General features: G+C 37.3%; 22 protein-coding genes. 14 read left to right on the top strand and 8 right to left on the bottom strand.

What is annotated here, in order from left to right; all coding sequences use genetic code 11:
- Positions 1 to 78: 78 nt before the first annotated feature.
- Both BFL01S_RS04415 and BFL01S_RS04410 read right to left on the bottom strand, forming a co-directional pair.
- Positions 79 to 291, bottom strand: a complete 213-nt coding sequence (locus BFL01S_RS04415; RefSeq protein WP_025909199.1) for an IDEAL domain-containing protein — start codon at positions 289 to 291, stop codon at positions 79 to 81.
- Positions 292 to 633: 342 nt separating this feature from the next.
- A complete protein-coding gene (locus BFL01S_RS04410) occupies positions 634 to 828 on the bottom strand; it encodes a protein YkzT (protein WP_061784983.1) in 195 nt (64 codons plus the stop codon).
- 308 nt (positions 829 to 1,136) lie between these two features.
- Here BFL01S_RS04410 and BFL01S_RS04405 point away from each other — a divergent pair, with 308 nt between their 5' ends.
- The gene (locus tag BFL01S_RS04405) at positions 1,137 to 2,042 is read left to right on the top strand and encodes a chemotaxis protein (RefSeq protein WP_025909201.1); all 906 of its coding nucleotides are present in this window, start codon (positions 1,137 to 1,139) and stop codon (positions 2,040 to 2,042) included.
- Between the two features lie 71 nt (positions 2,043 to 2,113).
- On the opposite strand, the gene BFL01S_RS04400 is transcribed toward BFL01S_RS04405, so the two are convergent.
- Entirely contained in the window at positions 2,114 to 2,584 is a 471-nt protein-coding gene (locus tag BFL01S_RS04400) for a YkyB family protein (protein ID WP_025909202.1), read from the bottom strand.
- A 216-nt stretch (positions 2,585 to 2,800) separates the two neighbouring features.
- On the opposite strand from BFL01S_RS04400, the gene BFL01S_RS04395 reads away from it, so the two are divergent.
- Together BFL01S_RS04395 and BFL01S_RS04390 are read left to right on the top strand one after the other, a co-directional pair.
- Positions 2,801 to 3,658 carry a GRP family sugar transporter gene (locus BFL01S_RS04395; RefSeq protein WP_061784982.1) on the top strand — a complete coding sequence of 286 codons (858 nt, stop codon included), beginning with the start codon at positions 2,801 to 2,803 and terminating at the stop codon, positions 3,656 to 3,658.
- Between the two features lie 47 nt (positions 3,659 to 3,705).
- Complete coding sequence (locus BFL01S_RS04390) at positions 3,706 to 4,491, top strand: glucose-1-dehydrogenase (RefSeq protein ID WP_025909204.1); 786 nt, start codon at positions 3,706 to 3,708, stop codon at positions 4,489 to 4,491.
- Here BFL01S_RS04390 and BFL01S_RS04385 read toward each other — a convergent pair.
- Complete coding sequence (locus tag BFL01S_RS04385) at positions 4,488 to 4,997, bottom strand: L,D-transpeptidase family protein (protein ID WP_025909205.1); 510 nt, start codon at positions 4,995 to 4,997, stop codon at positions 4,488 to 4,490. The two genes, BFL01S_RS04390 and BFL01S_RS04385, sit on opposite strands and share 4 nt — an antisense overlap.
- Before the next feature lie 160 nt (positions 4,998 to 5,157).
- On the opposite strand from BFL01S_RS04385, the gene BFL01S_RS04380 reads away from it, so the two are divergent.
- Both BFL01S_RS04380 and BFL01S_RS04375 read left to right on the top strand, forming a co-directional pair.
- Positions 5,158 to 6,690: a Ppx/GppA family phosphatase gene (locus tag BFL01S_RS04380; protein ID WP_061784981.1), complete on the top strand. Its 1,533-nt coding sequence runs from the start codon at positions 5,158 to 5,160 to the stop codon at positions 6,688 to 6,690.
- A 123-nt stretch (positions 6,691 to 6,813) separates the two neighbouring features.
- Positions 6,814 to 8,946 (top strand): RNA degradosome polyphosphate kinase, encoded by a 2,133-nt coding sequence (locus tag BFL01S_RS04375; protein WP_061784980.1) that lies wholly within the window; start codon positions 6,814 to 6,816, stop codon positions 8,944 to 8,946.
- A 35-nt stretch (positions 8,947 to 8,981) separates the two neighbouring features.
- Here the strand turns inward: BFL01S_RS04375 and BFL01S_RS04370 are convergent, their stop codons facing one another.
- Both BFL01S_RS04370 and BFL01S_RS04365 read right to left on the bottom strand, forming a co-directional pair.
- The gene (locus tag BFL01S_RS04370; protein ID WP_061784979.1) at positions 8,982 to 9,239 is read right to left on the bottom strand and encodes a hypothetical protein; all 258 of its coding nucleotides are present in this window, start codon (positions 9,237 to 9,239) and stop codon (positions 8,982 to 8,984) included.
- A 99-nt stretch (positions 9,240 to 9,338) separates the two neighbouring features.
- Positions 9,339 to 10,211 carry a metallophosphoesterase gene (locus tag BFL01S_RS04365; RefSeq protein ID WP_061784978.1) on the bottom strand — a complete coding sequence of 291 codons (873 nt, stop codon included), beginning with the start codon at positions 10,209 to 10,211 and terminating at the stop codon, positions 9,339 to 9,341.
- Positions 10,212 to 10,433: 222 nt separating this feature from the next.
- Here BFL01S_RS04365 and fadH point away from each other — a divergent pair, with 222 nt between their 5' ends.
- The 3 genes from fadH to BFL01S_RS04350 all read left to right on the top strand — a co-directional run bounded on the left by fadH (position 10,434) and on the right by BFL01S_RS04350 (position 13,262).
- Positions 10,434 to 11,198, top strand: a complete 765-nt coding sequence (fadH, locus tag BFL01S_RS04360) for a 2,4-dienoyl-CoA reductase (RefSeq protein ID WP_061784977.1) — start codon at positions 10,434 to 10,436, stop codon at positions 11,196 to 11,198.
- Between the two features lie 247 nt (positions 11,199 to 11,445).
- Positions 11,446 to 12,657, top strand: a complete 1,212-nt coding sequence (locus BFL01S_RS04355) for an EAL domain-containing protein (protein ID WP_025909149.1) — start codon at positions 11,446 to 11,448, stop codon at positions 12,655 to 12,657.
- A gap of 116 nt (positions 12,658 to 12,773) precedes the next feature.
- The gene (locus tag BFL01S_RS04350; RefSeq protein ID WP_025909148.1) at positions 12,774 to 13,262 is read left to right on the top strand and encodes a DUF3993 domain-containing protein; all 489 of its coding nucleotides are present in this window, start codon (positions 12,774 to 12,776) and stop codon (positions 13,260 to 13,262) included.
- A gap of 23 nt (positions 13,263 to 13,285) precedes the next feature.
- Here BFL01S_RS04350 and BFL01S_RS04345 read toward each other — a convergent pair whose 3' ends face one another.
- A complete protein-coding gene (locus tag BFL01S_RS04345; protein WP_025909147.1) occupies positions 13,286 to 13,522 on the bottom strand; it encodes a glutaredoxin domain-containing protein in 237 nt (78 codons plus the stop codon).
- 230 nt (positions 13,523 to 13,752) lie between these two features.
- On the opposite strand from BFL01S_RS04345, the gene BFL01S_RS04340 reads away from it, so the two are divergent.
- The 4 genes from BFL01S_RS04340 to BFL01S_RS04325 all read left to right on the top strand — a co-directional run bounded on the left by BFL01S_RS04340 (position 13,753) and on the right by BFL01S_RS04325 (position 17,155).
- Positions 13,753 to 13,989, top strand: coding sequence for a YkuJ family protein (locus BFL01S_RS04340; RefSeq protein WP_025909146.1), 237 nt, complete (start codon positions 13,753 to 13,755; stop codon positions 13,987 to 13,989).
- 246 nt (positions 13,990 to 14,235) lie between these two features.
- On the top strand, positions 14,236 to 15,126 hold the full coding sequence (gene ccpC / locus BFL01S_RS04335) for a transcriptional regulator CcpC (protein WP_025909145.1): 891 nt from the start codon (positions 14,236 to 14,238) through the stop codon (positions 15,124 to 15,126).
- 119 nt (positions 15,127 to 15,245) lie between these two features.
- On the top strand, positions 15,246 to 15,962 hold the full coding sequence (gene dapD, locus BFL01S_RS04330) for a 2,3,4,5-tetrahydropyridine-2,6-dicarboxylate N-acetyltransferase (protein WP_025909144.1): 717 nt from the start codon (positions 15,246 to 15,248) through the stop codon (positions 15,960 to 15,962).
- A 65-nt stretch (positions 15,963 to 16,027) separates the two neighbouring features.
- On the top strand, positions 16,028 to 17,155 hold the full coding sequence (locus BFL01S_RS04325; protein ID WP_061784976.1) for an N-acetyldiaminopimelate deacetylase: 1,128 nt from the start codon (positions 16,028 to 16,030) through the stop codon (positions 17,153 to 17,155).
- Between the two features lie 36 nt (positions 17,156 to 17,191).
- Here BFL01S_RS04325 and BFL01S_RS04320 read toward each other — a convergent pair whose 3' ends face one another.
- Entirely contained in the window at positions 17,192 to 18,058 is an 867-nt protein-coding gene (locus BFL01S_RS04320) for a mechanosensitive ion channel family protein (protein WP_025909142.1), read from the bottom strand.
- Positions 18,059 to 18,399: 341 nt separating this feature from the next.
- Here BFL01S_RS04320 and BFL01S_RS04315 point away from each other — a divergent pair, with 341 nt between their 5' ends.
- Both BFL01S_RS04315 and gnd read left to right on the top strand, forming a co-directional pair.
- Positions 18,400 to 18,942 carry a peroxiredoxin gene (locus BFL01S_RS04315; protein ID WP_061784975.1) on the top strand — a complete coding sequence of 181 codons (543 nt, stop codon included), beginning with the start codon at positions 18,400 to 18,402 and terminating at the stop codon, positions 18,940 to 18,942.
- 208 nt (positions 18,943 to 19,150) lie between these two features.
- Entirely contained in the window at positions 19,151 to 20,047 is an 897-nt protein-coding gene (gnd, locus tag BFL01S_RS04310; RefSeq protein ID WP_025909140.1) for a phosphogluconate dehydrogenase (NAD(+)-dependent, decarboxylating), read from the top strand.
- Positions 20,048 to 20,114: the final 67 nt, after the last annotated feature.

Raw genomic sequence — 20,114 nt, 5'->3', positions numbered from 1 at the left:
TTTATCATAATGTATACATGTAAAAAACCACTATCTTCTCAATGCAGATTGAGAAGATAGTGGTTTTAATCATTCACTTTATAAAAGGTGAGAATAGCGAGCTATTAATTTGTAAAAAAGTTCTTCATCTCTGTTATCAAGCGCTTCGTCAATTAATTCTCTTACATGCTTTTTGTTAAAATCCGTTGATAACTTTTTCAACAATAGACTTGCTTCTTTTGAATAGTATGGTTGGACAGGTCTAAATGAAGTAGATGTGGCGAAATTTTTATTTTTTCGATAATCGTTCATCACTCAACAACCCCTTTAATTATACTTACTAATCTATACCCTCTTATGGCGCATGTAACCCTCCGTTTTCTAAAAATCATAAATAGACACTGTGTTTTTATGATTTTATTGCTAAACGAGAGGGGGAGTTTTATTTAAATGTATGTATTTAGTTGAAATACAGTGAGAGGTAGTCTACTTAAAATTATTATGTATGTAACAGCTTCGTAAGGGTAGTGGAAATCACGCCAATCGAAGAACAGAAGCTAGTGTTAGCCCCCTCATAGTTACACACAAAAAAGGCTTAACAACAAAAGTTGCTAAGCCTTTCAAAGCAATTATGCATTATGTTTATAGTTAGAATCAGTCAGTGTGTATGTTTCCTTCGCGCCAGTACACAGGAGATACATGACCGAAGTCCACCGTTTGGTCGTCTAATGTCACGATACAGTGATCTGTGCCAGCTTGCTCTTTAATATTCTCGTAAATCTCTTCTTCTACATCTTCAATAATAGTCATTTCATTTTCATCATTAAAAAGAATGACGGAACCTTTCATTAAACATACACCTTCTTTAAGTAATTGTGGTTTATCATGTGTAGTATAAAGGGTTTCAATTCAATCGTCCACAGGTATTACAAAGATTTTCGTTAACATTTTGTGAACGAGTTATATCCTAGAAGATAAGAATTTGTTATTAAACCTCTCGCACTTTCAGCCGATAATTACTAATACAGAGATGAAAACGTTTTATGTTAAAAACATTTATTTTTTAGGTGGTTTTACTTTACGACTATAAAGTTTCATTACTATAATAAAGGACGACCACTACATAAGTACACTTTACTATGGAAGGGCGAAAATTTATGCAGCACGATAAAGGAATCCTATTAGAAAGCGGAACAAATGAGCTAGAAATTGTTGAATTCTCAGTCGATACTATTCGTTTTGGAATCAATGTTATTAAAGTTCGAGAAATTATTAACCCAGTAACCATTACACCGGTTCCTAATTCCCATTCTTACATAGAAGGAATCATTGAGCTGAGAGGAGAAGTTCTGCCTGTTGTTGACGTTGCGAAGGCACTAAAGCGCCCAGCATCGAATCAACCTGCTAAGGATAAATTTATTGTCACAGAATTTAATCAACAAAAAATTGTTTTTCACGTTCATCAAGTCACGCAAATTCATCGCATATCGTGGATGGAAATTGAAAAGCCTTCAGATTTATACCAAGGGCTAGAAACTCAAATCACGGGTGTAGTAAAAGATGAAAGCGATATGATTTTATTACTGGACTTTGAAAAACTTGTCACCGACGTTAATCCTGAAGCTGGAATTGATCAGTCTAAAATTAAGCGATTAGGTCAGCGCCAGCGATCAAGCAAGCGATTAGTAGTTGCTGAAGACTCACCGTTATTACGCAAAATGATTTCAGATACATTGGAAACAGCAGGCTATGCCAATACAGAGTTTTTTGAAAACGGGTATGATGCGTTACTTTATCTACAATCACTCGTAGAGTCAGGTCATGCCATTGAAGATGAGGTACAACTAGTTATTACAGATATTGAAATGCCACAAATGGATGGACATCATCTTACCAAGAAAATAAAAGAAGATGATCGTTTATCTGCACTCCCTGTTATTATTTTTTCATCTCTAATCACAGAAGATTTACGTCATAAAGGAAAAATGGTTGGTGCACAAGCACAAGTAAGTAAACCGCAAATTGGTGAACTAGTGCAAATGATTGATGAATTTATTTTATAAAGTAGTTGTGAGCAATATCAAGTTAATGAAAAAAGTGCCTCAATTGTTTCTTTGAGGCACTTTTTATTTACTTACCAATAGCTTTTACCTAGTGGCTTAAAAACAGGCGCCTGCCGTTTGCGAACATTAGAAGGCTGAACAGGGTTAGGTGCTGATAATAAAAAGCCAGTATATTTGGATAATAATCGTTTTGCATAAGATAGTGACATTGTCGTTTTGGGATTTCGATATTGATGGTTTAAGTGACCGAGGTGTGTTAGTTCTTTGAAGTCCTCTTTCTTAGGAGGCATATGGAAAAAGTAATCTCCAACGGATACCAGCACATCTGATTTTTGCTGACTTTTACCTGGGTTAGGTGAAAAATGAAGTCCTTCTTTTTTTGCTTTTCCTTCTGAAATCAGTTGCTCAAGCGCAAGCTTTTTTAACGTATAAAGCTGCTTCGGATCAGGGGCTGCTTTAGCGTGCCTGTTTACCGTGAAAATAGCTTGTGCAATCTCAGCAGTAGATGGATTGAACGTTTCTTGGTTGGTTGAATGAGGCATAAATAAATTCACTCCCTTTCATTAGTCGCTTCATGAAGCAAATGCTGTTTCATAAGGCTTAGTTCTTTTATTATAGCGTGTCTTGTCCAATTTGAAAATAATTACACAGAGATTGGATAAATTCAAAAATATTTTTCTTTTAGGTTTCGTTTAAAAATGAGAGGTTATACAAATAATACAACAAAAGTTTGAAAGCATAAGAAGGTGTTGAATGAAGTGGATATTTTAATTGCATTAATTCCCGCTGTCATGTGGGGGAGTATTTTACTTGTAAGTTCGAAGCTCGGAGGCAAAGCTTATAGCCAAACAATTGGTTTAACTGGAGGAGCGCTTTTATTCTCGATTGTAGCATTTTTTATTGTCTCACCTGAACTTACATGGAAAATCTTTATTGTAGGTTTTGTTTCAGGTTTATTCTGGTCAGTTGGTCAAATGAACCAATTCTCAGCCGTTGAATATTTAGGTGTATCAAAAACACAGCCTATTTCCACAGGTATGCAGCTAGTCGGGACATCGTTATTTGGTGTCTTACTGTTTGGTGAATGGTCAACTCAAACAAAGCTACTAATTGGAATTGCTGCTCTTGCGTTTATTATTGTAGGTGTAGTGTTTACGTCATTAAATGATAAAAATAACAAAGAAGCTGATGGGAAAAGTCAATTTGGTAAAGGGATGTTTACACTTTTCATTTCAACATTAGGTTACATAGGTTATTTTATCGTCGTTCAATGGTTTGGAGTAGAAGGCTGGTCTGCGATTTTACCACAGTCTTTGGGTATGCTAGCAGGTGCATTGCTTCTTACTTTCCGTCATAAGCCATTTAACAAATATGCTACACGCAACATCTTAACAGGATTTGTTTGGGCAACAGGTAATATTGGTCTATTAGTAGCAGCTCCTCGTGTCGGAGTAGCAACAAGTTTTTCATTCTCACAAATGGGAATTATTATCTCAACGTTAGGTGGTATTTTCCTACTTGGTGAAAAGAAATCGAAAAAACAAATTACGTTTGTCATCATCGGCTGTATTCTAATCATCGTAGGTGGGGTACTGCTTGGATTTACGAAAAAATAAATAAAACTCTCATAAAAAACGAAACCAGAAAAAAAGGAGCGATTACTGTGTATAAAGATTTAGAAGGAAAAGTAGCAATCGTGACAGGAGCGGCAACTGGACTTGGAAAATCAATTGCAATAAGATTTGGACAAGAAAAAATGAAAGTGGTTGTGAACTATCGTTCAAAAAGTGAAGATGCTCAAAAAGTAGTGGAAGAAATTAAGCAAAATGGTGGAGAGGCAATCGCTGTACAAGCTGATGTATCAAAAGAAGAAGATGTGAAGCGATTGATTGAATCAGCTCATACGACATTTGGATCGCTAGATGTCATGATGAATAATGCTGGAGTTCAAAAAGAAATTCCCTCTCATGAAATGTCGCTTGAAGAATGGAACAAAGTCATTTCTGTTAACTTATCAGGGACGTTTATGGGGTGTAGAGAAGCAATTAATTACATGCTTGAACATAATATCAAAGGTACGGTCATCAACATGTCAAGCGTACACGATATTATCCCGTGGCCACATTTTGTTCATTATGCATCAAGTAAAGGCGGCATTAAAATGATGACAGAAACGTTAGCATTAGAATATGCGCCAAGAGGAATTCGCGTAAATTCAATTGGTCCAGGTGCGATTAATACGCCAATCAATGCTGAAAAATTCTCAGATCCATCAACCAAAGCCGATGTGGAAAAGCTGATTCCAATGGCTAAGATTGGAGAACCAGAAGAAATTGCAAGCGTCGCGGCATGGTTAGCATCGAACGAAGCTAGATATGTTACGGGCATCACGCTGTATGCTGATGGTGGAATGACCCTATATCCAAGTTTTCAAGCAGGAAAAGGTTAATTCATTCTTCTAGAAGGACGAATATACACACCGGTACCATTTGGCACAATGGAAGCAAGTTCGTTTACTTGTTCGTTTTTCATTCGAATACAGCCTTTTGAAACGGCTTTTCCAATCGAACTAGGGTCATTTGTTCCATGAATGCCATAGGATTGTTTTGAAAGGCTTAGCCACATTGTACCAAATGGTCCACCGGGATTTGGCTCTCTATTCACAATGACAAAGTCTCCAACAGGTGTTGTGCTAAGCATCTGCCCAACAGCAATTGGGTAAGTTGCTTTCACAACATTATTTTCTCTTAGCTCCAACTCTCTCTCCGCGATAAAGACATGAATGGAATATGGAATGGTTGTTTTATCTGGTAGGTCAGGAATAAGAATTACTTGCCCTGGTACGATGATGTTTGGGTTTAACCCTGGATTGGCTGCAAGAATCATACTGAAAGGCCTTCGATAATCAAGTGAAATTTGATACAATGTTTCACCTTGTTTCACAACATGGAGCATGACTTTCCCTCCTTAATCATAAATTTTTTTAAAATTAACAGAATTTTTCGTTATTATATAAATCTATAGGATTATTTGTTACTATATGAACAGCGTGAGGAGAAAGTGAGCAATAGAGTAAAGGTTTCATATATACGAAATTAGAAGGTGTTGAACAAAAATGAAAATGAAGCACGGAATGATTGACATTGGGTCGAATACAATGCGACTAGTGATTTATGAAAATAGAGAACGGAAAGGCTTTAAGCAAATTGAAAACCTCAAAGTAGTAGCCAGATTACGTAATTATTTAGATAATGACAGTTTGTTAAATGAAGAAGGCATTCATGTTTTGCTTCAAACGCTACAAACGTTTCAAATTATTACGCGTCATCACGAATTAACACAAGTTAGCTGCGTAGCGACTGCTACGGTTAGACAAGCTAAAAATAAAGAGTACATTGTCCAACTGGTTAAAGAAAACACTGACTTCTCAATGAAGATCTTATCGGAATATGAAGAGGCCTTTTATGGTTTTTTTGCCGTGACGAATTCAACTTCAATAGAAGAAGCTGTAACAATTGACATAGGAGGAGGGAGCACAGAACTTACTTACTTTCGAAATAGAGAACTTGTTGAATATCATAGCTTTCCTTTTGGTGCGCTCTCCTTACGTTTGCAGTATGTGAAAGACCATGTACCGACCAATGAAGAAAGAGGCAAAATCCGTGATTTTGTACGAAGTGAATTTCAAACGCTATCTTGGCTTAAAAAACGCTATGTACCAATTGTAGCAATCGGTGGAAGTGCGAGAAATCTTGTACAGCTCCATCAAAGTTTTATTCAGTATCCGCTTGCTGGGGTGCATCAATATAAAATGGCACCTAGGGACATTGCACAAGTGAAAACAATTATTACCCCCTACTCCTACGCTGAACTTCAAAAATTAGAAGGGCTATCCAAAGATCGAGCAGACACCATTATGCCTGCTATTGAAGTGTTTCAAGCCCTGTGTGAGGTCGTAAACGCGCCTTCATTTATTCTCAGTCGTAAAGGGCTTAGAGAAGGAGTGCTATATAAAGAAGCACATGAGCAAAGCCAGGGAACAATGTATCCCGACGTAGTGGAACGTAGTTTTCAAGAACTTGTCGATGACTTTGAAATTAATCCAATTTACGTTCAACAAGTAACGCGTACCGCTACAATGCTGTTTCAGCACCTGCGAGTGAATGCTTTACCAACCTTAACAGATGATGACCTCGAATTGTTAAGAAAAGGGGCTCAAGTGTTTCATTTGGGAGAATATATTGATTCAGAATCCAGCAGTCAGCATACGTTTTATTTATTAGCAAATCGTACAATTGACGGGTTAACGCATTTAGAACGCCTAAAGTTAGCATTAGTTGCTTCTTATAAAGGGAAATCTACGTTTAGACAATATATTGAGCCGTTTCGTGAATGGATTTCAAAAGAAGAACAGAGAAAACTCTTATTAGTAGGAGCTCTATTAAAATTGGCAACAAGCTTAAATGCAACTAAGCGAAATGTGGTAACACATATAGAAGTCAAGATTACGGATGCAATGTTAACTTTTACGCTCGTGTGTAATGGTAATTATAAAGCGGAAGAATACCAAGCTGAAAAACAAAAAAAGCATTTAGAAAAAGTGTTAAAAAAACCTATTGCGTTGAATTTTAAATACATTACGAATTAAAAGGTGATACTATTCCTGTACAAAATAAGAAATAAAAAATATACATGTCGTTCATCTTATCTTTATAATTAGTTCATAATTAGATATTAATTAAAAAAGGAGAGCATTTAGGGGGAAATGTAGATGGTGGATGTGGATAAAATATATAGGCTGGATAAAGAAAGTGAACTGACAAACCCTTCTTATTATAATAACCGGGAACTAAGCTGGTTGGCATTTAATCAGCGCGTACTAGAAGAGGCGATTGATAAACGGAATGCTCTTTTAGAACGATTAAAATTTCTAGCGATTTTCAGCTCTAATTTAGACGAATTTTTTATGGTAAGAGTAGCAGGAATAAAAGATCAAGTGAAAGCAGGCTTTAATAAGCCTGAGAACAAAGCGGGACTGACCCCCAAACAGCAGCTTTCAGCAATTGCAATTAAAAATCATGAGCTCATTAAAGTTCAATCTGAAACCTATATGCATACTTTATTGCCATTGTTAAAACAAGAACAAATCAACTTTGTTTCAATCAAGGAATTAACGACGCATCAGAAAGAGTTTTTAAAATCTTATTTTATAGATCAAGTGTTTCCTGTTTTAACTCCAATGGCAGTTGATGCATACCGACCGTTTCCGATACTTCTCAATAAAAGTTTAAATTTAGCTGTGGTATTAAAAGAAGATAACGAAGAGCAGCAAGTTACGGGGATAAAAGGAAGACTTGCCATTGTGCAGGTGCCTGGGGTTTTAGAACGGTATATTGAACTCCCAACGGATTCATTGGAACGCTCATTCGTTTTATTAGAAGAAGTGATTGCCCACTTTATTCAGCAATTGTTTAGCGGTTATGAAGTAACATCTGTGACGCAGTTTCGCATTACGCGAAATGCGGATATGACCATTCATGAAGAAGGAGCTCGAGATCTTTTAAAAGAAATTGAGAAAGAGCTGAAAAAACGAAAATGGGGCGCTGCTGTGCGTTTAGAAGTAAAAGCATCTTATTATGATGAACAGGTTCTAGCCTATTTAAAAAGAGTGTTGGATATCCAAACGAAAGATGTGTACGTAGTTGACTCACCTCTTGATTTAACCATGCTGTTTTCGTTTTGTGACAAGATTAAAGTGACGCATGAGCATTTAGGTGTTGAAATGTTTATCCCGCAGCCTCCGCAAGATTTAGCATCGGATGAAGATATCTTTGAAAAATTGTTAGAGCAGGATTTATTGTTTCATCATCCCTACGAGTCGTTTGAGCCGGTTGTTGACTTTGTAGCCGATGCGGCAGAAGATCCTGATGTATTAGCCATTAAACAAACTTTATATCGTGTAAGCGGAGATTCACCCGTCATAAAAGCGCTGCAAAGAGCTGCTGAAAATGGAAAACAGGTTACCGTATTGGTTGAATTAAAAGCACGGTTTGATGAAGAGAAGAACGTTCAATGGGCAAAAAAATTAGAAAAAGCGGGTTGTCACGTTATCTATGGGATGACACACTTAAAAACGCATAGCAAAATTACGCTTGTTGTCAGGAAGCGCCACAATCGAATTGAGCGATTTGTTCATCTTGGCACAGGCAATTATAATGACGCAACGGCTAAAATCTATACGGATATTAGTTACTTAACATCAAAGCGCCAGTTTGGTATTGATGCAACTAATTTCTTTAATTACTTAAGTGGCTATACGCAAAAGCCAGCTTATCACCACTTATCAGTTGCGCCGTTTGATATTCGAGATGATTTCCTTGCGTTAATTGATAAAGAAATAGCATGTCATAAAAAACACGGCAATGGCCGAATTATTGCTAAGATGAATTCCCTGACAGATAAGGTATTAATTATGAAGTTATATGAAGCTTCGCAGGCTGGTGTGTCCATTGATTTAATTGTCCGCGGTACGTGCTGTCTGCGTCCCAAAGTGGAAGGGATTAGCGAACATATTCGAGTGAGGAGTATTATAGGGAGGTTTTTAGAGCATAGTCGCATCTATACATTTCATCACAATGGAGAAAAAAAGGTGTATTTCTCATCTGCTGATATGATGACAAGAAATATGGTAAAGCGCGTTGAAATTCTATTTCCAATTCTCGAAAAATCGTTAAAAAACAGAACGCTAAAATGGTTAAACCTTATGCTTGAAGATAACATAAAAGCTAGAGAGCAGGATGCGAGCGGAAATTACTATTACCTGCCGCAGGGGCAACAAGAAGCTGTTGATAGCCAAAAAGTTTTTAGGCAACTAGCATATCAAGTCATGGAGGATGAAGAGTAAACAAAAAAGCCGATAGAAATCGGCTTTTGCACTTGTTATCGAGGAATGGGGCCAAATCCTGGTGTGCCTGGAGCTCCATAGAAAGTGTTGTAAACATGTGGACCTCCATAGTATGGAGTAGGTGGATATGGGTAGAACGGAGGGCAACAACCCGGGCGTCCACCGAATCCGCCCACTGCTAGTCCTCCAAGTAAGCCACCAGCTAGGCCAGCTACGAATGGAAAAGCAAAAAAGCGCTGTTCACCGTTAGGAGCGGTACGATATACGCCATACGGATAATATTGATGATACATAATTCAACCTCCTTCAATGTTGTCTATGTAGTGTATGGTGGTAGGTTTCATTATGAGTCTGTCTTACTATATGTTTCTAGTGTAATCACAAAAAAACGTCTAACTAGACGTTTTCTTCAGTGTGAATAATGTAATTTCAGGTGTAGCTAAAAATCTAAAAGGAATGCGCGTTGTGCCGATGCCGCGGTTCACATATAGCTGCATTTTGCTTTCTCCAACCTCGTAAAATCCTTCTGGATAAACTGTACCAAAAGGAGGAGTGATTAACGGCCCGAAAAATGGAAGCTGAATTTGTCCTCCGTGACTATGCCCTGATAGCTGTAAATCAACGGGAAATGCCGCAGCTTTAACTGCTACGTCAGGTTCATGAATCATAGCGATTGAAAAAGTAGAAGGCTCTAATCGACTAAGTGTTTGTTCATATTGAGGATCTCCTAACATCACATCATCTAACCCACAAATCTGGATATATTCGCCGCTATCAAGTGTAATGGTGCGTACGTCATTGACTAGAAGTTGGAAGTTTGATTCCTGAATTATATCTTGATAAAGCGTCGTACCATATCCTCCATGATCATGATTTCCGTAAATTGCGTACTTTCCAAGAGGCGACTTTAATCGGTGTAAAATAGGAGGAATTCGATGCGGATAAGCATATTCATTCGGTGCATCCATTAAATCTCCTGTAAACAAAATGACATCAGGTTTGAGGCTGTTAATCTTACTAACAAGCTCTTCTAGCTGCTGAAGATTATAAGAAAGCCCAAGGTGAGTATCACTAAATTGTAAAATTGTCCGATTGTGAAAGCCGGTTGGAATATTGTTTGAAAAGATGTTTTTACGCGTTATCTGGAGTCGCCTTGGCTCAATATACTTCGCATATGTATAACCAAAGGAAGTCGTTAATACAGTTCCTAACGATAAAGAAAGTAAACCTTTTAAAAAAGAGCGTCGTGTATACGTCTTTTTCATTTTAAAATCAACCTATTCTCTTTCATATTGCCATTCTACTTATAATGGCTAAAGTTTAATTATAGCACCTCTGAAAAAAGGATAAAACTTAAAACCCTTATTTACCTAAATAACTAGTAAAAAAACTTATTTTCGAGAAAAGTGAATAACTATTCATTTCTCTTTTAGATAAAAAAAGGTAGAATAAAAGAGTAAGAGTTTTAATAAAAGGGGGATAACAGAATGAAGGAGAAAGTAGTGATTGTAACAGGTGGTTCAAGTGGGATGGGCAAACATATGGCGAAGCGTTTTGCTAGCGACGGAGCGTATGTCGTAATTACTGGAAGGTCTCTAGAGAGGTTAGAAGAAACAAAAGTGGAGATTGAAACATTTGAAAATCAAGTATTACCTGTGCAGATGGATGTACGAAACCCTGAAGATGTAAAGCGGATGGTAAGTGAAACTGATAAGCAGTTTGGGCGAATCGACTACCTTATTAACAATGCCGCAGGGAATTTTATATGCCCTGCAGAAGAGCTTTCAGTAAACGGTTGGAAAAGTGTTATTGATATTGTGTTAAACGGTACATTTTACTGTAGCTCCGAAGTAGGAAAGTATTGGATTGACCACAAGATTAAAGGAGCCATTACGAATATTGTAGCTACATATGCCTGGAATGCAGGTGCTGGAGTTATTCATTCAGCTTCAGCTAAAGCTGGCGTGTTAACAATGACAAGAACATTAGCTGTTGAATGGGCAAGTAAATATGGTATTCGAGTGAATGCAATCGCTCCTGGACCAATTGAGCGTACTGGTGGAGCAGATAAATTATTTCAATCCGAAAAGATGAAAGCGCGTACACTTAATTCGGTACCACTTAGACGATTTGGTACACCAGAAGAAATTGCAGGACTAGCTGCATTCTTATTTTCGGATGAAGCCTCTTATATTAATGGTGAATGCATAACAATGGATGGAGGCCAATGGTTAAACCAATATCCTTTTTAAATGAAGGAAAAAGCAGACAGCCGAATGTCTGCTTTTTTGAACTTTACGAAAGCGTTACTTCATTGCAAAGACTAGCAAAAACAGGATTTTCATATTATACTTACTAAAAATGTATATATAGTAATTGAGCACATTGAATGCTACAAAAAAGCTTGAATATTCATTGCGCTTACGTAAACCAATGAAAGTAGATCAAAAGGTCTGGAAAGAGGATTGAATTGAATCTATATGATAAGGGGGGAACGTCATGGATCCTTTAGATGTGTTAACAAACATAGAGAACACCCTTCCATATTATCAAGCAATTTTTAGTGCGGATGAACACAAGATTGTTGGGTATGAAGTGTTAGCAAGGATTAAACAAGATGACGAGATTGAAAGTTTAGGAGCTTTTTTTCACGATGATGCGATTCCGGATGAATATCGAATTGAAGTGGATTATGCCGTTTTAACAAAAGCATTGAATCACATTTTAGAGCAGAAAGAAGAGTTTTTAATCTTTATTAATCAAAATCCCAATTTATTGATGAATGACCATGGAGAATCACTGTTAGAACTATTGCAGTATTTTGAAACAAAGGGGTTATCACTTAATCGAGTTGTTTTAGAAATTACTGAGCACAATTTTAATGGTGATATTGAATCTCTTCAGCATTTGTTGAAATATTATCAAACGTATGGCATTAAGGTGGCAATTGATAATATCGGTAAAGAAAGCAGTAACTTAGATCGCATTGGTTTGCTTTCACCAGATATCTTAAAAGTAGATTTGCATATTTTACGACAAACCGCTATGACGCAGTCTTATCAAGACGTTTTGTACTCGTTATCATTGCTAGCGCGTAAAATGGGAGCTACCCTGCTGTATGAAGACATTGAGGCTTCTTACCAGCTGCAATATGCATGGCGTAACGGCGGGAGGTACTTTCAAGGTTTCTATTTACATAAACCATCAGCTGAGTTGGTTGACCCGTTTCTGTTAAAAGATAAATTGAAAAATCAATTTGAAATGTTTATTGCTCATGAAAAGAAAAAATTACAGGCTATTTATGAATTAACGGAGAGTTTCGAAGTGAAAATGCAGCAGTTAATGAGTCAATGTCGCAAGATGGAAGGCTATGACGAGATGCTTCAGTATATTGCGAGTGAGCTTTCAATCGCATGCTTTCGAGTATATATATGCGACGAGAATGGGTTTCAGCGCTCATCAAACTTCTTAAAGAAAGAACATGAATGGATTGCTGAGCCAGATTACCTTCACAAAAACTGGAGCTGGCGTCCGTATTTTCTCGAAAATATCATCCGAATGAATCATGAGCAACGTGGGATTTTATCGGACTTATATAACGATATTGAAACAGGAGAGAACATCCGAACCTTTTCGTACCCAATTGAAAACGGTCATTATCTATTTATTGATATTTCATACGCCTTTTTATATGAGAAAGACGCATTATAAAAAAACATGCCCACTCTTAGTTGGGGGCATGCTTTTTTTTATTTCTAAAAATGAAAGAATATGGGGTTAAAAAGAAGGAAAGCTATTACTAATTAAAACGAAAGGGATGATCGTTTATGAAAAAAGTAGTAGCATCCATAATCATATTTTTATGTGTAGTGTGTTTGTATACGCCCGCCCAGGCTGAAGTTGACGGAGATACGCGCAATGAAATCTTTACTGCGCTACATGAAGCATTTCAAGCACAGCTTCGTTTAACGAACGAGCATTATTCAAAGGAAAAAGCAATGAATACACTGCTTCCATATTTTGAAAAAAGTTATGCAGAGAAATTTCTAGATGACAATATGGTTCAAGAAGCTCAGGGGTATACCGTATACGGTTCTGATTTTGCTCTTCATTATATCCCGTATTTTTCATATGATGAACAGACAAAGGTAGCGGTTCATCCATCTATGCAAAAAGCTTACGTCTTCGAATATTTTCCGGCTGTAAAAGATGGCCCCGTATCTTATGTTGGGCATTATGAGATGCTGACGTTGACTCGCCATGAAGGAAAATGGAAAGTGTCAGGATTTACATATAGTAATCAAAAGCCGAGCTAACCTTTTCCCATAAAGTGTTTAACTTAAGAAAGATCTAAAAGTTTTTCTAGTGTTTGTAAATCAAAACCTTTTACCACATCATTGTTGACTTTAACAGTTGGTGTTGAATACGATTGAAATACGTCAATCATACGATTTCTAGCTGCTATATCTTTGGAAACGTCATATTCTTTATATGAAATATTATTGTGTTTTAAAAACAGTTTAACAATTTCACACGGTGGACAAGCTGGTTGTGTATATAACTCTACGTTTTTCATCTTAAAACTCCTTATTGTATAATATGATATTATAATCAAAAACGACAAACTGCGCCATAATAAGCCAATTTCTTACGAAAATTCATGTAAAGTACTTGTGTTTTTTCTATATGTGGCATATAGTGAAATGGTGTCTTTTATGCATGAGGATTCATGCTGAAGAAATGAGAATGAATAAACAAGCCTTAAATAGGGTAAGTAATGATGTAATCGTTGAAAGGAGAGATTATATGTCACAATTACAAGGTATTTTAACTCGTCTTGTGAATCTCCGTGAGCAAGCAAGTGGAAGTGAAGCACCACAACGCTTCTTCGAAGTAGATGGAAAACGAATTTGTAGCGTGAAATATCATGCGAAAACTGAAACGTTTGAACTTGAAGTATATCAAGATGGCGAGAAGCCAAGCGTTTATCAATTTGATAATATTGACATGATTGCAATTGAGATTTTTGAATTAATTCATTAATGAAGCCATTAATCAGCTTAGATCTGTAAATTGTCGATGATTCGAATTAAAGCCTTGGATGCACATTTACGTGTATCCAAGGCTTTTTATATGTCAAAAATAACTGATATACTAAACGTCCTTCATTTTATATAAAAAGTTAAAAAGAATCTTGACAATAAATAACTTTTGTCTATCTTTCTGAAGCATTTTTTTATATGATTAGAAGGTGAAAAAGTAAAACAATGTGTTGAGAGGAATAGCAAAATGCAATTAGTAGAATGTCGCATGCTTGTCGTATTGGCCCAAGAATTAAATATGAGAAAAGCAGCTGAGCGCTTATTTGTATCGCAGCCAGCTTTATCACAGCGCCTGCAAACAATTGAGCGGGCATGGGATACTCAAATCTTTATCCGTTCCCAAAAAGGTCTTTCTTTAACACCAGCTGGTGAAAAAATTGTGCAGTTTGCAAAGGAAGTTGTTGAAAAAGAAGACCAAGTAAAAGAAGATCTTCATCATTTAGACACCGAAGTATACGGTACGTTAAAGCTCGCTGTAGCCTCCATTATCGGCCAGCATTGGCTGCCAGCGGTTTTAAAAAAGTATATGGATAAATACCCCCATGCAAAGATTTCCCTTGTAACGGGATGGAGCAGCGAAATGCTTCGCTATATTTACGAAGATGAAGTTCATATCGGAATTATTCGAGGAAATCCCGAATGGAAAGGTGTAAAGGAACATCTCTTTACCGACCCTTTATATTTAGTAGATACTGAAATTGAAGATGCCTCTGAGGTACCAAATAATGATCGACCGTTTATTCAATTTAAAAGTGATTCCACCTATTATCAAGAAATACTCGATTGGTGGCACAGGGAGTTTCATACAACTCCAAAGCGAACGATTGTTGTAGACCAAATTGAGACGTGTAAACAAATGGCTTTAAACGGTCTGGGTTTTGCCATTTTACCGTCAATTGCTGTGAAAGATGCGCAGCACTTACATCGCATTCCACTATTAAAAGAAAATAAAGAGCCGATTACTAGAGATACTTGGTTAGTAGGATATGAGTCAGCGTTTAAGCTGAAACAAGTGCGTGCATTTATGGAAATTGTCAAAGAGTATATCAAAGAACAGCAAGAAAAAGAGCTATCATAATACATCTACGCATTATGTGAAAAAATGAGAAAATTACGTGACTTCTAACTTGTCATGTGGAACTCATTTTGTTACATTAGTAAAATGAAGCAAATGCTAACTTAGGAGGAATACATAATATGAAAATGATGGATGCAAACGAAATTATTTCATTTATTCAAAACAGCACAAAATCAACACCTGTAAAAGTATATGTAAAAGGTGATTTAGAAGGAATCGACTTCGGCGCTTCTTCTAAAACATTCGTAACTGGCAACACAGGTGTTGTATTCGGTGAATGGAAAGAAATTCAAGCTGTAATTGAAGCAAACGAAGGAAAAGTAGAAGATTACGTTATCGAAAACGATCGTCGTAACTCTGCAATTCCGCTTTTAGATATGAAAAATATCAAAGCGCGCATTGAGCCAGGTGCAATCATTCGTGATCAAGTTGAAATTGGAGACAATGCTGTTATTATGATGGGTGCTTCAATCAACATCGGTTCTGTAATCGGTGAAGGTACAATGATCGATATGAACGTTGTAATGGGTGGACGTGCAACAGTAGGTAAAAACTGTCACATCGGTGCAGGTTCAGTATTAGCTGGCGTAATTGAGCCACCTTCTGCAAAACCAGTTGTTGTTGAAGACGATGTTGTAATTGGTGCAAACGCAGTTGTTCTAGAAGGTGTAACAGTAGGTAAAGGTGCAGTTGTTGCCGCTGGTGCAATCGTAGTTGAAGATGTACCACCATATACGGTAGTAGCAGGTACACCAGCTCGTGTTATTAAAGAAATTGACGAAAAAACAAAATCAAAAACTGAAATCAAACAAGAGCTTCGTCAACTAAACGACTAATAAGCGAAAGACACAGAAAGCGTGGGCAACCACGCTTTCTTAACTATAAGGAGGATTTTTGGTACGTGGACATTTCTCAATTTGCTGCTTTGCGCAGAGAATTACATAAAATACCTGAGCTAGGCTTTCAAGAAGTAAAAACGCAAGCGTTTTTACTACGCTATATTGAAAGTCTTCCTCAAGAACACCTTGAAATTAAAACGTGGAAAACCGGCATCTTTGTGAAAGTGAAAGGGAAAAAACCAACGAAAACAATCGGCTATCGAGCTGATATTGATGGTCTCCCAATTACGGAAGAAACTGAGTATGAGTTTTCGTCCACTCATGAAGGTTTAATGCATGCTTGTGGTCATGATTTTCACATGAGTATTGGTTTAGGCATTCTAACACACTTTGCAAACCATCCAATTGATGATAACTTGCTGTTTATCTTTCAACCCGCTGAAGAGGGGCCGGGGGGAGCTCAGCCAATGCTTGAAAGCGAGATTATGAAAGAGTGGAAGCCTGATCAAATTGTTGCGCTACACATTGCTCCTGAATATCCAGTAGGATCAATTGCGGTGAAAGAAGGCATTTTATTTGCGAACACATCTGAACTGTTTATTGATTTAAAAGGAAAAGGAGGACATGCAGCATACCCACATAACACAAATGATATGGTGGTAGCCGCTTGTCAATTGGTTTCACAGCTACAAACAATCGTTGCTAGAAACGTTGATCCATTAGATAGTGCTGTTATTACCGTTGGCAAAATTACTGCTGGAACGGTTCAAAATATTATTGCTGAGCGCGCTCGCATTGAAGGAACCATTCGTACGCTATCTCCTGAGTCAATGGCACGTGTTAAAGAGCGGATTGAGGCTATTGTAAAAGGTGTGGAAGTAGGTTATCAGTGTGAGACAGTCATTGATTATGGTTGTATGTATCATCAAGTTTACAACAATCATGATATGACAAAGGAATTTATGACATTTGCTAGAGCTCAAGAAGAAGTTGAGGTTATTGAGTGTCAAAAAGCGATGACGGGAGAGGATTTTGGTTACATGTTAAAAGAGATTCCTGGCTTTATGTTTTGGCTTGGAGTAAATTCTCCTTATGGTCTTCATCATTCAAAGCTTCAGCCTGATGAGAAGGCAATTGAGGTAGCCATTTCTCTTATTACTCGCTATTTCGAAATGAAAGGCATTGCATAAGAAAACCCCGGAAGCTAAACTTCCAGGGTTTTTTCGTTATCCGTTATCTTTAGCGGGCTGTGGTGATTCACCAGTCGGCTTTTCAACGTATACTTGGTGTGGGAAAGGAATTTCAATTCCATGCGCGTCAAATGCTTCTTTAAACGCTTTACGAAGCTTACGTTCTACTCCCCATTGCTCGCCATTTTTCGTTTTTCCAACTACTCGTAGTACAACGTCTGATGCACCTAGCCCCTGAACACCAAGAACGTTTGGTCCATCTACAATGTTTTCATCTTCTTGTGCAATACGATCACATACTTCTTGTAAAATAGAAACTGCGCGATCAATATCGTCATCATATGAGATGCCAATGTCTACAAGCGCACGCATATTTCCACGAGAGTGGTTGCTTAGGCTTGTAATCTCACGATTTGGCACATAGTGTAATGTTCCGTCAAATCCGCGAATTTGAGTTGTACGAAGTCCTACAGATTCAACAATGCCTGAAAAGCTCCCTGTTGTTACATAATCGTCCACATCAATTTGTTTCTCAAGTAGTAAGAAAAATCCTGTAACAATATCGCTCACAAGTCCTTGCGCGCCAAAACCAATTGCTAATCCCACGACTCCAGCACCGGCAAGAAGCGCTGTTGCCTGCACGCCAACAGTTTCAAGTAACATTACAATAACAATAAAGATAAGAACGTATGAAAATACATTTACCATTAAGCTTTTAAGCGTAAGTGCTCTACCTTTTGACACGCTATCACGTTCCATCATACGGTTAAAAGAACGATCAATAATACGAGTTCCAATGGAACGTACGATTAAGAAACCAATTAAGATGAGGATAAGTTTTAACGCAACTACCCCTGCAACTGTCAGAAGTTGTTCCCAATTGACTTCTGAAAAATTCAACATAAAAAATTCATCCTTTCTAAACATAAATCCTTAACTGGAAATAAATGAAGAAGATAACCATATGTAATGTAAAAACTTGCTTAGTTTCTGGCTCTTTCAGTACATTAATTTATTCCCGCTATTAGACATGCTAAACTTAATTTGTCCCTTTTTGCAAGTCATTAACGTTATTTTTTCTAGAAATGAGCAAAAAAAGTTCGTTTATCTTAGATAAAAATAGGGCATAACATGTATGTCGTCCTATTTCATGTAGTTTATAACGAATTAATAGGTATAATTTACTGTATTTAAATGAAGAGCAGAATAAACCTGAGTTTATTATTATGTTGGAGGGATGATTCATGCCAGAACGCATGGTAGCCAAGCAGGCCCCACGCTTTGAAATGGAAGCAGTATTGCCGAATAAAGAGTTTGGAAAAGTAAGCTTAGAAGAAAATATGAAACAAGATAAATGGACGGTTCTGTTCTTTTATCCTATGGATTTTACAACAGTGTGTCCAACTGAGATTACGGCTTTATCAGATCGATACGATGAGTTTAAAAAGTTAGAGGCAGAAGTAATTGGCGTCTCAACAGATACTATTCATACGCATTTAGCTTGGATTAAATCAGATCGACGAGACAACGGATTAGGACCAGTTAACTATCCTTTAGCTGCAGATACAAATCATATTGTTTCACGTGAATATGGCGTTTTAATTGAAGAAAAAGGCGTAGCTTTACGTGGCTTATTTATTATTAATCCTCAAGGAGAACTGATGTACGCTGTTGTCAACCATAATAACATTGGCCGAGATGTAGATGAAACGCTGCGCGTATTACACGCTTTACAAACTGGGGAGCTTTGTCCTGCAAACTGGAAACCAGGACAAGCTACGTTATAAAAAAGCTTAGGGCAAAGATAAAAGCTTTCTTACAGCTAAAGTTCGGCTGAAGAATTAGTTAAAGCTAAGTGAAAATATATAAATGCTGGTGTTTCTAAAAAGTAGACATCAGTGTTTTTTATGTTTTGTTTAGAAAGTAGAAAATACGTTTGAAGATGACGAATTTATATCATACTAACAATAATTTAGTATTGAAGGAGGAATTTATATGCAAATTGGAATGATTGGTCTGGGAAAAATGGGAGCGAACCTTTCGCTAAACTTGATGGAACACAACCATGCAGTTGTAGCATTTGACGTGAATAAAGAAGCGGTTAAAACGTTGGAAGAACAAGGAGCTGTGGGGGCTCACTCAATAGAAGAATTAGTTAAAAAATTAGAAAAGCCAAAAGTAGCTTGGGTGATGGTACCGGCGGGAGATCTTACAGAAAAGGTAATAAATGAGCTTCAAGGCCTGCTTGATGAAGGAGATATTATTATAGATGGTGGAAACTCAAAGTACCAAGATTCTGTTCGTCGTGCTGAAAAAGCTCATCAAAAGGGGATTCACTTCTTTGATGTCGGAACCAGCGGTGGAATGGAAGGAGCACGAAATGGAGCCTGCATGATGATTGGTGGAGATAAGGAAGCTTTCGCCCACATTGAACCTATTTTTAAAGATATAAATGTGGAAAAAGGCTATCTGTATGCAGGAGATGCAGGAAGCGGCCATTTCTTGAAAATGGTACATAATGGAATTGAATATGGTATGATGCAAGCAATTGCAGAAGGGTTTGATGTGTTGGAAAAAAGTCAGTTTGATTATGACTATGAAGCTGTTGCGAGAGTATGGAACAATGGTTCTGTTATCCGCTCGTGGTTAATTGAGCTGATGGAACGTGCCTTTTCAAAAGATCCTCGTTTGGATGATATCCGTGGCGTGATGCATTCTTCTGGAGAGGGAAAATGGACGGTTGAATCAGCTTTAGACTTACAAGTTCCAACACCGGTTATTGCGCTTTCACTAATGATGCGCTATCGTTCATTAGAAGATGATACCTTTACCGGGAAAGTTGTAGCTGCTCTTCGAAATGAATTCGGTGGTCATGCTGTAGAGAAAAAGTAAAGGGAAATCTAAAAGCTGTGGAAATCCGCAGCTTTTTTTCTGTAAGCTGACATGTATAGAGAAAAGA

Source organism: Priestia flexa NBRC 15715, from assembly GCF_001591565.1.
Taxonomy (GTDB): domain Bacteria; phylum Bacillota; class Bacilli; order Bacillales; family Bacillaceae_H; genus Priestia; species Priestia flexa.
The sequence above is the reverse complement of the archived record's forward strand: the minus strand, read 5'-3'. Positions and strand labels throughout refer to the sequence as shown.